Below are 14265 nucleotides of genomic sequence, written 5' to 3'. Positions count from 1 at the left end.
AAGTCTTAGTTAGGAGTGTAGATGACTATAGAATAAAATTGAACAATAGATGATTAACATCAGAATTTGTCATTTAGATTTCATCTTTTAAAAGATTATGATTATTATAATAGGTCTGAGGTTTTTGCAGTTGTTTGTAGAAGTCTTTCTTTTATATGATTAGCTGATATATATCCAAATACGGTAGTAGGACCTAATGTGGAACCTGGACCAGGGTATACACGCCCCATTACAGATGCTGAACAATTACCTGTTGCATACAAACCTTCTATCGGCGCTCCATTGCGAAGGGCTTGAGCATATTCATTAGCTACAATACCTCCCTTTGTGCCTAAGTCACCAGGATAAATTTTACAGGCGTAAAATGGAGGTTTTTCAATTGCACCCAAGTTAGGATTTTTATAAGTGGGATCACCGTAATAATTATCATACGCAGAGTTTCCGCGGCCAAAATCTTCATCCAACCCTATATCTGTAAATTGATTAAACCTGGAAACTGTATTTTTTAAACCACCTATATCAATTTTGCATTTCTCCGCCAATTCTTCAATGGAATTCGCTTTTATTAAGAAACCGCTTTCGATTGCGCTATTAGGTGTCCTTCTCGGAAGCATGTCACCAAACAAATACTTATTGCGATTCCGACTCTCCATAATGAGCCATGAGTGTATGGCTTTACCATTCTTTTCTTGCCTCTCCAAAATGGCATGACCTGCATCCGTATAGGATTGCGACTCGTTAAAATAACGCTCTCCTGTTTGGTCCACAATTATACTGTGGGGCATTGATCGTTCATAAACAAGGAATTTCCGGGCACCGCTCGCGTCAATCGTCGTTGGTCCCCACCAGGCATCATCCAATAAAGCAGTATCTATATTATGCTTTTCTGCAATTAACAGCATATCTCCTGTGTTATCCGGACTTGCAGCTGTCCAGTCTGTACCTATGTGATGATATTTTTTTCGCAACTCCAAGTTTCGTTCAAATCCTCCCCCCGCCAATATCACTGCCTGACATTTAATGAAATACGGCTGTCCCTCTTTTTCAGCCTCAATTCCTATAATATTATCATCCTCCATAATTAAATCTTTTAAAGGCGTTGATAACATTAGTGGAATATGATAATTCTTTGTAAGCATTAGTAGACGACTAACCAATCCTCCTCCAATAGATATAGCATGTTCACCTTTGATCTTATGCTTAAATCCATTCAAGAACATACCGACAACCGTGTTAAAATCTTTTGCATTTGTAAAAGCCTTGGGTAAAGAGGCTACTTTGCCGGAATAGAGGGGCATTGGAGCTTCAAGTTCACCAACCCGCAAGGTCGCTTCATTTTCGCCTAAAAGCCTAGCGTCAACAATTTCAGCCTCAATAGAGCGACCTATTTTCCCACCGGGTTTTTCGGGATAATAATCTGGATACAAAGAACCCGCTACCCACTTCATCCCTAAATCCTCCAGAAACTTTACCATTCTGTGGCCATTTTTTACATAGGCTACTTTTCGCTCATACGTAGATGCTGGACCAGTGTCCTCTATTATTTCTTGCATATAAGTAAGTGCTTCTTCCTCACTATCCTGTAAGCCGGCATTTTTTGAAACATGGTTATTCGGAATCCACAACCCTCCGCCAGATAAAGCCGATGAACCACCCCATACAGACCCTTTCTCAATGATGGCTGTACGAAGACCACCATGTGCAGATGTAATCGCTGCTACCAATCCTCCTGCGCCACTGCCTACTACGATAACGTCATACTCTTCATTCCAATTCATTATCAATCCTCCGATCTTGTCTAGTGTGCTATATTTATATGAAAGAAACAGCTATAAAAGTCCGTCTTTTTAATATATATTTCTTTTGCCATATGCTATAACATACGGCAACACCATTCTAGTAGAACCTTCTTTTTGTCTTTACATACAAAAAAGCTGCCGACCTTGTCGACAGCCTGAGTATTCCGAACCATAACTTTGATGCGTTAACACTAATCACAATATCTATCATTCTTTTATAAACTTGAGCGCTCTGATATAATTTTTTAATTTCTTTATCATCTAAATAATCTACCACAGCCTGAATGACGGTCTCTCCAATAATCCTGGCAGCTGAGCAGCAGTAGCAGCCATATCACCGGATTCTCTATCCTCCCGGAATTACCCAATGTGCTTCATTAACAATTGCTGCCTGATTAGTAAAAGCGCCTCCTGCAGGAAGCGCTTTTGCTATTTTACTATTTACTTTTACTTCCTAAAACAAAAGGCACTTTATCTTGTACGCTTAACTTATCTATATAAATATGATAATTATTCTGTTTCTCCCAATTTAACTGCATGCACTGCTTTATCCAGACGCTCTACGAATAACCAGTACGCTACAAATGCAAATAATGTGAGAATAGATAGAACGAATAAGATCGTACTATATGATAGTGAATCCATCATTGCTGCAGTATAACTAACACCAATAGAGGCAGATACATTTATAATCAGATTATAAAAACCAATTGCTGTTCCTGTTTTTTCAGTTGCAATCGTACCAATACATGTATCTAGTAATGGAGCATACATCAATGCAAATGATCCAGAGAATAAAATCATGGAAATAACGAAAATGATTACGGAACTTTCCACAAATAAGCCTGGTAGGACTAGACTAAGCGCAATGCAAAGGATAGCTATCGAAATAGTCATTTTGCTTGATAAAAATGTACTAATTTTCCCAGAAAGAGCACCAACTATAACAGCAATAATATAGCCGGGAATTAACAATAGAGAAACCTTATCCAGTTCATATCCATATAAATCTTGTATCAGGAATGGGAACATAAAAATATATCCTAATTGAATGGAATAAACAATAAATGCAATTCCGAGTGTATTTACGAATCTCTTATTTTTGAAAAACGAAATACTTATTAAAGCCTTAGAGCTTCTTTGGATATACGCTATGAACAACCCTAACGCAATGATAAAGAGGATAATAAAGATCCAATTAAAGTTAGACATGTACAACATGATGCTTGTGGCAATTGCTGCAATCAGTATTAATCCAATCACATCAATGGAGCTCTTTTTTGACTCTTCTTTCGGCAGATATTTCATAATAAAAGGGAGAATCAAAAGCGATAACAACGGAATGATAAACAAAATGGTCCAATCAAGATAGGTAGATATATATCCACCCGTTACTGAACCAATGACAAGGGATAAAGAATAGCTACTTGTACTTAAACCTAAAAATAGCTTCTGATCTTTTTTATGCAAATGCTTCATGACGAAGATGACATATAATGTTTCAGCAGCTGCTAAACCAGATGCTTGAATCACTCTTGAAATTAAAATCATCATAAATGAATCTTGAAAAACGAAACCTAATATAGAACCGACGCATGTTAGGATAATCCCCGCAATTATAAGTGTCCTTATATTGATAGAATCGGCTAAAGATGCGTAAACAACCGCTCCTATTCCAATAACCAGTCCTGCAAGCGTGGCTTGCCAACTGACAGTTGATGCTGAAATACCGAGATCGTTTGCAATCTCAACGGAAATTAATTTAAAAGAATTATCAATAATTAACGCAAAAACAAAGAAGAATAGAATAGCAGGTACAGCCTTTTTTACACGATTATAATTGGCTTCCGGCGAATTTTCATTAATTGTAACCATTTGTCAGTTCACTTTCTTTCATTAAATTGTTAATGCTCTCTTGATTGCAATATTTCTCTTATTCAGTTGTTGCGAAGAATAAAATAGTAAGTTTATAAGTGAATCATTTCACGAGTATAGATAAATTAATAGATTGCTTATATTAATGCTCGCAAAGAACTCCAGGCAAAAGCAATGTTTCTGTAGTTTCTACTCCGTTTGGTTTAATATACGATTTTTCTTGATGTATTTGTGTGCTCACCCTCATTCGCTCCTAAATAAAAAATCAATACCAACCCTGCAATCGCTTTCTTGTATTAAGGAAACCATCTAACAAACAACTTATTTATAGTTGTCCAAAAAGTTGTATCACAGGATATTTTTAACATAGCACGTTAATTAATGCTCTGTCAATGAGTGGAGAGGATTAAATTGCTTATTTTTCAAACAACTTTATATAGTTGTCTAGATAGATGTATATTATATATATTTCATATCAATAAATCTTCTTTAAAAAAGGTGTTTTTACTATTGATAATCCGTATACTACTTGAAGATAGCCGATCTATTGCAAATCTTTCATACTAGCACATCATTCACATATAAAAAGGATGAATCTTTGTGATAGATTCATCCTTCTCGTTTAATATTTATATATTATTTTGTAGCGTTTATATTTATTGAACTAAACTCTTTAGGAATATAGTATTTGTTATAAACAATAGGATATTGCTCATTTATATAGACACTTTCTAGTAATAAGTCGCATTGTTCTCCACCATCCAGTGTGTATTTAGATGAAGGTACATTCATAAAGTTTGAATGTCTAATTTCGACTGTAGCCGAATTTGCCAATTTATATACTTTTCTTTCTAGCATTTCTAACAATTGCTGTTCATTCTTCAGATCCAAATTCAATTCAGAAACCACATCGATTGCCATAAATGTAAAAGAATAAGCAACTACTTCTCCCTTTCGTTTATACCAGCGATCAAAAGCAACAACCGCTGCAACTTTTCTTTTTAATACCTGCTGAGTATATTCACTTTCTAAATCTAAACTAAAATACAATTCTACTTCGTCAATTGTTTCGGTATGACATTTATATATAGGATTTCCGATTTTTTCTAGACCTCTATTCTTTATATTGGAACCCTTTGTAATAAAGTTTCCTTTTCCATGAACAGTGCTGACTAAACCATCATCCTGTAACAACGCTAACGCCTGTCTCAATGTCATTCTGCTTACACCCAGCATTCTGGCTAATTCAGGTTCAGTGGGCAATTTACTTTCAGTCGAAAACGTGCCATCCATTATTCGTTTAAAAAGTTTATCATATACTGCCATATACAAAGGTTTCTTCTTCTTTGGTATATCCGAAAGTTTCATTCCCATACCTTCACACACCTGTATTTTAGTATTAAAAACAAAATTTATATGATCTGTCTCTGAGATTATGTACAATTACTATTATTATTATAGCATGTAAATGAATGCGCTTTAAAAATAAAAAGTAAATATCTTGGTGTGAATTAAAATAAAAATAAAAAAAACCTATTGCGGAGTAACTTATCCGCAATAGGTTTTTTTATTAGATTAGGGATTATCCCTTACTCAACCGTAACCGATTTTGCTAGATTACGAGGTTTATCCACATCACAGCCACGGTGAAGGGATGCATAGTAAGCAATAAGTTGTAAAGGTATTACAGAGATAAGAGGTGTTAACATTGGGTTAACTTCTGGAAGTACGTATGCGTCTCCTTCTTGGTTAAGTCCTTTCATGGAGATGATGCATGGGTTAGCGCCACGTGCTACGACTTCTTTTACGTTACCGCGGATGCTTAGGTTTACAGCTTCCTGTGTTGCCAAAGCAATAACAGGTGTTCCTTCTTCAATCAAGGCAATTGTACCGTGTTTAAGTTCACCACCGGCAAAGCCTTCCGCTTGAATATAGGAAATTTCTTTCAGCTTCAACGCACCCTCAAGGCCAACGAAATAATCGACAGAACGTCCGATAAAGAAACAATTACGTGTAACAGCAAGATATTCACGTGCAATCATTTCGAATTTATCTTTGTCATCACATAGAGCTTCCATTGCATTCGCTACGATTCCCAGTTCTTTTACAACATCAAAATCTGCTAATTGATTTTTTGCTTTCGCTACAACAGCCGCCAGGATTGTTAATACAGCCATTTGTGCTGTGTAAGCTTTAGTAGATGCAACAGCAATTTCAGGACCTGCATGTAACAACAACGTGAAGTCAGCTTCACGGGATAAAGTGGAGCCAGGTACATTAGTAATCGTTAAAGCTTTATAGCCCATTTCTTTCACTTCAACAAGTACGGCACGGCTATCTGCTGTTTCGCCACTTTGGGAAATGAAAATGAATAATGGTTTTTCAGATAGAAGTGGCATATTGTAGACGAATTCAGAAGCTACATGTACTTCTACTGGTACTTTAGCCATTTTTTCAAACATTTGTTTTCCAACAAGGCCGGCATGATAGCTTGTTCCGCATGCAACAATATACAAACGATCCGCTTCATTAATTGCTTCAATAATGGATTCGTCTATTTCTAGCACTCCAGCTTCATTCTGGTATGCTTGAATGATTTTACGTGTCACTAAAGGCTGCTCATCTATCTCTTTTAGCATATAGTGTGGGTATGTTCCTTTTTCAATATCGCTTGCATCCAGCTCTGCTGTATAAGGTTCACGCGTAATCACTGTACCGTCTAATTGCTTAATGGTAATTTGATCTTTCGTAACAAGTACAATCTCTTTATCCATTAGTTCAACAAATTGGTCAGTAACTTGCAGCATAGCCATCGCATCACTTGCGATTACATTAAAATCAGTACCTACACCTACTAAAAGCGGGCTTTTATTTTTAGCTACATAAATGATGTCTTCATCTTGTGCATCCAGTAAGCCAATTGCATAAGAACCATGCAATAGACTCAAAGTTTTAGCAAAAGCTGCCTCTACATTAAGTCCTTCTTCAACAAATTTGCTGATAAGCTGTACGATTACCTCAGTATCCGTATCACTCACTAAATCTGTATCTTGAAGGTACTCCCTCTTTAATAACTCATAGTTCTCAATTACACCGTTATGAACAATTGTAAAACGTGCATTCGAACTTTGGTGAGGGTGAGCATTTCTTATGCTTGGTACACCATGAGTTGCCCAGCGAGTATGCCCAATTCCTTTTGAGGATAGTACAGTTGGATCTACGGCTTCACGGAGATCCGCTATTCTTCCTTTTTCTTTGAACACATGTACACCGTTCTCATTCATAACAGCAATACCAGCTGAATCATATCCTCTATATTCAAGCTTTTCTAAGCCTTTTAGTAAAATTTCTTTAGCATCTTGATGTCCAATATATCCTACGATTCCACACATACTTGTTTATCCTCCTATAAAAAGATGAAGGGAACAAGAACGCCCGGGGGCACTCTTGCCCCCTTATCTCTGAATAATTTTTAGTTGATATATGCATCTCTTTTTATTCTGTCCAATTTGTCACCAAACTGATTTAGTAAAAAGAGGTTCAGTTGTGCATGCAACCGGAAGGCATCCGCCGAAAAATCGATAACCTCCACCTCGTCAACTGGTTCATTCCAGTCCTGGCGCTTTACTAACAATATAACATCTACCCTCCCTGCTATTTCAAACTCAATTTTCAGCATACACCATATACTCTTATTCCGTCAACATTTACATAATTATACATATAATCTCGAATATCCAGTTATACATATATAAAATATGCACAAGAGGAAGAATCGTTCCCCTTATGCATAAATAAATTCATTATTAATCAAAATCCCATTTCTGCCCTTACAACATCGGCAATTCGCTCAACATATTGATCGCATTGCTCCTGTGTAGGTGCCTCGGCCATTACACGAACAAGTGGCTCTGTACCCGAAGGTCTCACAAGAATACGTCCATTGCCGCTCATTTCCTCTTCCACTTTTCCGATAATTTCTTTGACTTTTTCATTATCTGTTACATGATGCTTATCTGTTACACGAATATTAACAAGTTTCTGTGGGTAAACTTGCATTTCACCTGCAAGTTCGGAAAGTGGCTTGCCCGTCAACTTCATTATATTAATGAGCTGAACTCCTGTCAGCAATCCATCTCCTGTTGTATTGTAATCAAGGAAAATAATATGGCCTGATTGCTCACCGCCTAGGTTATATCCACCTTTTTTCATTTCTTCAACAACATACCGATCTCCAACACCAGTCTGTGCACTCAAGATTTTATTTACATCTAATTCTTTATAGAATCCCATATTACTCATGACTGTTGAAACAACCGTATTATGCTTAAGGCGGTTATGCTCTTTCATGTATTTGGCACAAATGAACATAATTTGATCTCCATCAACAATCTTGCCTTTTTCATCAATCGCTATCAAACGGTCTCCATCTCCATCAAATGCCAGACCTACATCTGCACCTTTTTCTAATACAAATTCAGCCAGCTTTTCCGGATGTGTCGAACCGACACCTTCATTTATATTCAATCCATTTGGAGAAGCACCCATTGTCGAAACATCAGCATCCAAGTCTGCAAACAAATGTGTTGCTAAGGAAGAGGTAGCTCCGTGTGCACAATCTAGGGCAACGTGAATATTTGTAAAATCTTCATCCGCTGTTTGTTTTAAATATTGAATATATTTCTGCCCACCTTCAAGGTAGTCATTAATTCTTCCAATGTATTCGCCAACTGGTCTTGGCAGTCTATCTTCTTCCATATCCAATAATGCTTCAATTTCTTCTTCCTGATCATCCGATAGCTTAAACCCATCAGAGCCGAAGAATTTAATGCCATTATCCGCTACAGGGTTGTGGGAGGCTGAAATCATAACACCCGCTTCTGCGCCTAAAGCTTTTGTTAAATAAGCAACACCAGGTGTTGAAATGATGCCCAAACGCATAACTTCCGCTCCAATTGAAAGAAGCCCAGCAACTAAAGCACTTTCCAGCATAAATCCGGATATTCTCGTATCGCGGCCAATTATTACCTTAGGACGATTTTCATTATGCCTCGTTAAAACATATCCACCAAATCGGCCTAGCTTAAAAGCAAGCTCTGGTGTCAATTCGCTGTTAGCTACACCCCTCACACCATCTGTACCGAAATATTTACCCATTAAAAATCTCTCCTTCTGCTAATTCTCTTCCTGTTTAATGCCTATATTTCCCTATTATCTATCGGAAGAGTGTAGGTTAATTATCCTTCTGAATCTTTTTCTGTTAATTCTACTTTAACTGTCTTACTGTTGTTGGGAAGTTCCCAATGTACCTTATCCGGTGCATTCACCTCTAAGGTTACATTATGACTTCCCTCAGTCAGTTCTTTTATATCAATGAATGTATCGAAATCACTGGATTTCAGGGATTTTATCTTAGATTCATCTCCTTCAATGGCCAAGTCTATCATACCATTTGAAGGATCGAGAATTTCAGCTCTATATTTCTCCTCGTCTAACCCTCTTATTACAATAGGTATATTCGAGATAGTTCGAGCATTTTCCTTCTTTATCTTGATCGTTACTTTTACAGTGTCGACAGAAGACCCAACTACTCCATCAGGTAAACTGACAGGTATATCAATCACAGTATCATCATCAATATTGCTTATATCGACGGGTACCTTTATTTCCTTAATATCCTTAAGAATGGATTCCCCACCATAGATGGTAGCCGTTTCTGTGTCTATCTTTATACTTTCAATCGTAACGCCTTCAGGTGGTGAGCCAGTAGCTTCAGCAGATAGGCTCACCTTTTTTGAAGGGCTGTTTACATTAATTGATATATCAACTGTACTTGGTTCAATATTTACTTCTAACAAGTTCATATTATTGTCAAGAGCCTGCACCGTTGCTTCCGTTGTAATATCATCTGTTATATGCGAGTCTGCTTTCACAGTTGATTTTACAATAGCAATTTTATCAATTTGGCTCTTGGCTCCAGTTATATTAACTGTTGATGGATTCACATACGGTGGGTCTGCGGTGTATCCTTCCGCCAAAAGTGTTTTATCAAATTCAGCTTCCACTTTAAATTCCTCGACCACTTTCTCTTCCACTACTGCTGTTGCATTGGCCTGAGTCAGTGTATAGTTAATTTTATCAGATAAATTCTTCACCTTGATTGGTACCTTTTGAGAACCAATTTTAGGATCAGATAAATCTACATATATTTCAAAATCCATTTTATTTTTAGCTGATATGACAAGGCTCTTAGGCCCTTCTATCGTAATATCCAAAGTTTCTGGTATCCCACTGACAATTAAATTGTCCGTATCATAGTAAACCTCCACAGGTACATTTTTAATTGTGGCTGTTTCTGTACTTGAAGGTGTATCAAAAGGATTATTAGAATTATTGACTGGATCTCTATTGACAGAGAAAAACAGGAATATGGCGACAATAAAAGCTCCAATTTTCATAAACCAACTATTAGAAGTGAGTTTATCCATCTTTTCTCGACCTCCAATTCCAAATATTCGAAGAGGTCGTTTTATTATTTATAGACAATTCATTTTCAAGCATATTTTGCAGTTCATCTATCGAAAGATTCCGATAAAGCTCTCCGTTTTTAGTTAAAGATATACTCCCCGTCTCTTCCGAAACAACAATAGTGAAGCTATCTGTGACTTCGCTTATCCCAAGCGCCGCTCTGTGCCTTGTTCCCAATTCTTTTGAAACGAACGGACTTTCAGATAATGGCAGATAACACGCTGCTGCTGCAACTGTCCCATTTTGTATGATAACAGCCCCATCATGCAACGGGGTATTCGGTATAAAAATATTAATTAATAACTCAGATGATACTTTGGCATCCAAATGTATACCTGTCTCAATATAATCATTTAGGCCTGTGTCTCTTTCTATAGAAAGCAAGGCACCAATCCGGCGCTTGGCCATATAAGTAGTTGATTTAATAATGGCTTCAATCATTCGTTCCTGTACATTCTCTTCCTGAAAATTTGTCCTGGTAAATAAACGACCTCTGCCCAATTGTTCGAGCGCTCTTCGTAATTCAGGCTGAAAGATAATGATAATCGCTAATACTCCCCAATTCATTACGTTTGCCATTATATAACTTAATGTATTTAATCCAATGATCTCACTGGCAAAACGAACAAACACAATCAGGATGATTCCACGTAATAGCTGTACAGCTTTTGTACCTTGAATAATTTGTAATAATTTATAAAAAACAAACCAAACAAGAAATATGTCGGTTATGCTGATAATATAATCCAATAAAGAAAAGTTGTTTAGAAACGGCATGTCATTTCCTCCAGTCATGTCCTTTCCCATGAACGGTTATATACCGTTATGTTAGTATAACCCCTTTATTATATCATACTGTTCCATAAACTCTAAGAATTCAGTACGAATTCCTGCATAGAAAAAAAGGCCATCCTAACAGATAGCCTAGCTTGAGTCTATTCCAATAAATTAAAATACGTCTGATACGGTACTCTTCATATGGTACCAAATCCATTCGAAGAGTTGATCAATTTCTTCTATATTTCCATTAACCTCACCCGCTCCAGCCAAATAATTATCTCCATTGATAACAGTTACATCCCCATTAACTTTTCCTTCTACTTTTATATCCCCATTCTTAACTACTAGATCCCCTTTAACTATCTTTCCTTCAGGGACTATCACAGTTTGTCCTTCAACAATCAGATTAGGGTCTTTTGAGACAGAAAATTGCTTTTCATCTTCTCCCCAATAGGAAAATAAGGTATTGCCCATCAGAAGGATGAAAAGAGATGCAGCTATTAATACAGGATTTCTCTGCAGCCATTTTGTAACTATGACTCCTTTTGATTGCTTCGGCAAATTACCCATTACATTCGCAGTAAATCCGCTCGGTGCAGTAATAGGAGTGCTTTTCAGGAATGCAACTGTCTTATTGAGCTCATGAAATGTGTTCATACACTCATCACATTCTGCTATATGTCCAAGAAGCACATTCGCATGCTCTTCAATAATGTCATCGTCGAGATAATCATGCATATAATCTTCGATGTTTTCAGGGCATTGTTTCATTTTAATCCACCTCATTTATATAGATCGCATCGATTTTCTCAGTGCATTTCTTCCCCTATGAATTCGTGTTTTCACAGTTCCTACAGGTAAATTAAGAATTTCACTTATCTCTTTTAAAGAAAGTTCATCTACATATTTTAATACTATAGGCGAACGATATTTTTCAGGTAAATTTTGAATCTCATTATGGATTTTTTGCTTAAGCTCTAAGCTCTCCAGTTCTTCTTCAGGCAGCTTAGTATCTGAAGGAATCTGAGAGTACATATCAAGCCCTTCCGTACCTGCTACTTCTGCATCGAGATAATAATCCGGTTTCTTTTTACGTATTCGATCGATACATAGATTTGTAGCAATTCGGTATAACCACGTGGAGAACTTTCTGTTCATCTGGAATGTTTGGATATTCAAATAAGCACGCAAAAAAGCTTCTTGTGCCACATCCTCTGCTTCATGGCGGTCACCCAGCATGCGATAGCATAATTGAAATACCCTGTCCTTATAAAATTCAACAATATCCTCATATGCTTGTTGTTTACCTCCCAGCACTTGCTGGATTCTTTCTTTAATAAGTCCTTCCAAATTGTCCATCCTCCGCATTTGAGGCCCTCAGCATTTATACGCATTGGCCTTGAGAAAAGTTTCATTATATTTAATATTTGTTTTTAGAACCAACACTTGTTTAATATGTATAAAAATGGGTAATAAAGGTAAAATAAACCACTTGCAGATAGGAGTGAAGACTTGGAACTACATATACTTATGAAAGATATAGAACGATGTCGCCAACGAATGATTCTACTTGCCTCATCGACCTCGATGCTTGACTCTGATGTCATAAAAGCAAGTACTGAACTGGATTCGCTAATTAATCTCTATCAAACTCAAACTAGATACGTATATAAAAAGCAGTAATCCAGTAGGTAGGGATGCTGCTTTTCTTTATAAAAGCTTGTTATCAATTCATACACAGTTTAAACCAGACTATGTCCCCTCTCCTACAACATAGATTGCCTTACCGCAACTTACTATGATCGGAGAATATTCAGAGGATTCATCTTATCTATAAGATAACTTTCTTCGCCCTCGTTGGTTTCAATTATCCTCCATATCTTTCCTCTCCAAAACATTTTACCTTTGTTCCTTATGCATCCACCTATTTACCCTTCACCTGAATCACAAGTCATTCTCTGTTTTTCTGAAACCCTTCAATGTTTCTATCATACCTCAATTTTCTGCCTCAGTCTCCAAAGCCCTCCAGAACAACTTTAAATACTTGTTTTAATAAACGAAAGCTGACTGCCAGAAGAGTGTAATTACTATTGAACTCTTTTCACCTAAATGACATAAACCCTTTTTTCATATTTTTAAGTGCTTCTATCTTTTTGAGTTTAAGATAAGTCTTTATAATAAAAAAAACCTTAAATAGCATAGCATTTAAGGTTTTTTTTATTATATTTTATTATGAAGCGGAAGACGGGATTCGAACCCGCGACCCCCACCTTGGCAAGGTGATGTTCTACCACTGAACTACTTCCGCATAATGAGCCATGAAGGACTCGAACCTTCGACCCTCTGATTAAAAGTCAGATGCTCTACCGACTGAGCTAATGGCTCTAAATGGCTGGGCTAGCAGGATTCGAACCTACGCGTGACGGAGTCAAAGTCCGTTGCCTTACCGCTTGGCTATAGCCCAAAAAGAAAAAAAGGGACAATATCTTGTCCATTACTCAAAGCTTATTAAAATAATGGTGGAGGGGGGCAGATTCGAACTGCCGAACCCGAAGGAGCGGATTTACAGTCCGCCGCGTTTAGCCACTTCGCTACCCCTCCGAAATTAAGAGTGCCGGCAAGAGGACTTGAACCCCCAACCTACTGATTACAAGTCAGTTGCTCTACCAATTGAGCTACACCGGCATAACATTTTTAAACCATTCTTTTGAATACTTAATTAGTATATCCGATATGATTTATAATTTCACCATGTATTTTTTGGTAATGTTTTTAGTTTGAAATGGTGGAGGATGACGGGATCGAACCGCCGACCCTCTGCTTGTAAGGCAGATGCTCTCCCAGCTGAGCTAATCCTCCAGCTTGTAATGGTGACCCCTACGGGATTCGAACCCGTGTTACCGCCGTGAAAGGGCGGTGTCTTAACCGCTTGACCAAGGGGCCATTCATAAGATGTCTATTCATAACTACTTTCGAGAGCTTCCAAGCGGGCTCGAACCGCTGACCTCTTCCTTACCATGGAAGTGCTCTACCTGCTGAGCTATGGAAGCACATTAAACAGGACAAAAAAATGGCTCCGCAGGTAGGATTCGAACCTACGACCGCTCGGTTAACAGCCGAGTGCTCTACCACTGAGCTACTGCGGAACAATATAAATGCCCGGCAACGTCCTACTCTCACAGGGACTCGCGTCCCAACTACCATCGGCGCTGAAGAGCTTAACTTCCGTGTTCGGAATGGGAACGGGTGTGGCCTCTTCGCCATCGTTACCGGACTATTTGAT

At 37.6% G+C, this 14265-nt stretch carries 11 protein-coding genes, 9 tRNA genes and 1 rRNA gene; 1 reads left to right on the top strand and 20 read right to left on the bottom strand.

Annotated features, from left to right (window positions below):
• Positions 1–104: 104 nt before the first annotated feature.
• The 10 genes from AC4G3L_RS15975 to sigW form a co-directional block, all read right to left on the bottom strand.
• Positions 105–1778 (bottom strand): FAD-dependent oxidoreductase, encoded by a 1674-nt coding sequence (locus AC4G3L_RS15975; protein WP_491077989.1) that lies wholly within the window; start codon positions 1776–1778, stop codon positions 105–107.
• Positions 1779–2309: 531 nt separating this feature from the next.
• A complete protein-coding gene (locus AC4G3L_RS15970; protein ID WP_491077988.1) occupies positions 2310–3674 on the bottom strand; it encodes an MFS transporter in 1365 nt (454 codons plus the stop codon).
• Positions 3675–4310: 636 nt separating this feature from the next.
• Positions 4311–5048: a GntR family transcriptional regulator gene (locus AC4G3L_RS15965; RefSeq protein WP_491077987.1), complete on the bottom strand. Its 738-nt coding sequence runs from the start codon at positions 5046–5048 to the stop codon at positions 4311–4313.
• A 215-nt stretch (positions 5049–5263) separates the two neighbouring features.
• Entirely contained in the window at positions 5264–7066 is a 1803-nt protein-coding gene (glmS, locus tag AC4G3L_RS15960; RefSeq protein WP_491077986.1) for a glutamine--fructose-6-phosphate transaminase (isomerizing), read from the bottom strand.
• A gap of 80 nt (positions 7067–7146) precedes the next feature.
• On the bottom strand, positions 7147–7353 hold the full coding sequence (locus tag AC4G3L_RS15955) for a hypothetical protein (protein WP_491077985.1): 207 nt from the start codon (positions 7351–7353) through the stop codon (positions 7147–7149).
• 131 nt (positions 7354–7484) lie between these two features.
• Positions 7485–8831, bottom strand: a complete 1347-nt coding sequence (glmM, locus tag AC4G3L_RS15950; RefSeq protein WP_491077984.1) for a phosphoglucosamine mutase — start codon at positions 8829–8831, stop codon at positions 7485–7487.
• Between the two features lie 80 nt (positions 8832–8911).
• Positions 8912–10162, bottom strand: coding sequence for a CdaR family protein (locus AC4G3L_RS15945; RefSeq protein WP_491077983.1), 1251 nt, complete (start codon positions 10160–10162; stop codon positions 8912–8914).
• Positions 10155–10979 carry a diadenylate cyclase CdaA gene (cdaA, locus tag AC4G3L_RS15940; RefSeq protein ID WP_491077982.1) on the bottom strand — a complete coding sequence of 275 codons (825 nt, stop codon included), beginning with the start codon at positions 10977–10979 and terminating at the stop codon, positions 10155–10157. The genes AC4G3L_RS15945 and cdaA overlap by 8 nt, the downstream gene beginning before the upstream one ends.
• A gap of 171 nt (positions 10980–11150) precedes the next feature.
• On the bottom strand, positions 11151–11753 hold the full coding sequence (locus tag AC4G3L_RS15935; protein ID WP_491077981.1) for an anti-sigma factor family protein: 603 nt from the start codon (positions 11751–11753) through the stop codon (positions 11151–11153).
• A 15-nt stretch (positions 11754–11768) separates the two neighbouring features.
• Complete coding sequence (sigW, locus tag AC4G3L_RS15930) at positions 11769–12341, bottom strand: RNA polymerase sigma factor SigW (RefSeq protein WP_491077980.1); 573 nt, start codon at positions 12339–12341, stop codon at positions 11769–11771.
• A gap of 171 nt (positions 12342–12512) precedes the next feature.
• On the opposite strand from sigW, the gene AC4G3L_RS15925 reads away from it, so the two are divergent.
• Positions 12513–12665, top strand: a complete 153-nt coding sequence (locus AC4G3L_RS15925) for an aspartyl-phosphate phosphatase Spo0E family protein (protein WP_491078045.1) — start codon at positions 12513–12515, stop codon at positions 12663–12665.
• A gap of 553 nt (positions 12666–13218) precedes the next feature.
• On the opposite strand, the gene AC4G3L_RS15920 is transcribed toward AC4G3L_RS15925, so the two are convergent.
• The 10 genes from AC4G3L_RS15920 to rrf all read right to left on the bottom strand — a co-directional run bounded on the left by AC4G3L_RS15920 (position 13219) and on the right by rrf (position 14256).
• Positions 13219–13290 (bottom strand) — tRNA-Gly (locus tag AC4G3L_RS15920).
• Between the two features lie 4 nt (positions 13291–13294).
• Positions 13295–13367 (bottom strand) — tRNA-Lys (locus AC4G3L_RS15915).
• Between the two features lie 4 nt (positions 13368–13371).
• Positions 13372–13446, bottom strand: a tRNA-Gln gene (locus tag AC4G3L_RS15910).
• 53 nt (positions 13447–13499) lie between these two features.
• Positions 13500–13583: transfer RNA gene (locus tag AC4G3L_RS15905), tRNA-Tyr, on the bottom strand.
• Positions 13584–13594: 11 nt separating this feature from the next.
• Positions 13595–13667 (bottom strand) — tRNA-Thr (locus AC4G3L_RS15900).
• Between the two features lie 98 nt (positions 13668–13765).
• Positions 13766–13841: transfer RNA gene (locus AC4G3L_RS15895), tRNA-Val, on the bottom strand.
• 9 nt (positions 13842–13850) lie between these two features.
• Positions 13851–13925: transfer RNA gene (locus AC4G3L_RS15890), tRNA-Glu, on the bottom strand.
• Positions 13926–13959: 34 nt separating this feature from the next.
• A tRNA-Thr gene (locus AC4G3L_RS15885) sits at positions 13960–14032 on the bottom strand.
• Positions 14033–14053: 21 nt separating this feature from the next.
• Positions 14054–14128, bottom strand: a tRNA-Asn gene (locus AC4G3L_RS15880).
• A gap of 11 nt (positions 14129–14139) precedes the next feature.
• A 5S ribosomal RNA gene (rrf, locus tag AC4G3L_RS15875) occupies positions 14140–14256 on the bottom strand.
• Positions 14257–14265: the final 9 nt, after the last annotated feature.

It is taken from the genome of Bacillus sp. z33, assembly GCF_058313615.1.
The sequence above is the reverse complement of the archived record's forward strand: the minus strand, read 5'-3'. Positions and strand labels throughout refer to the sequence as shown.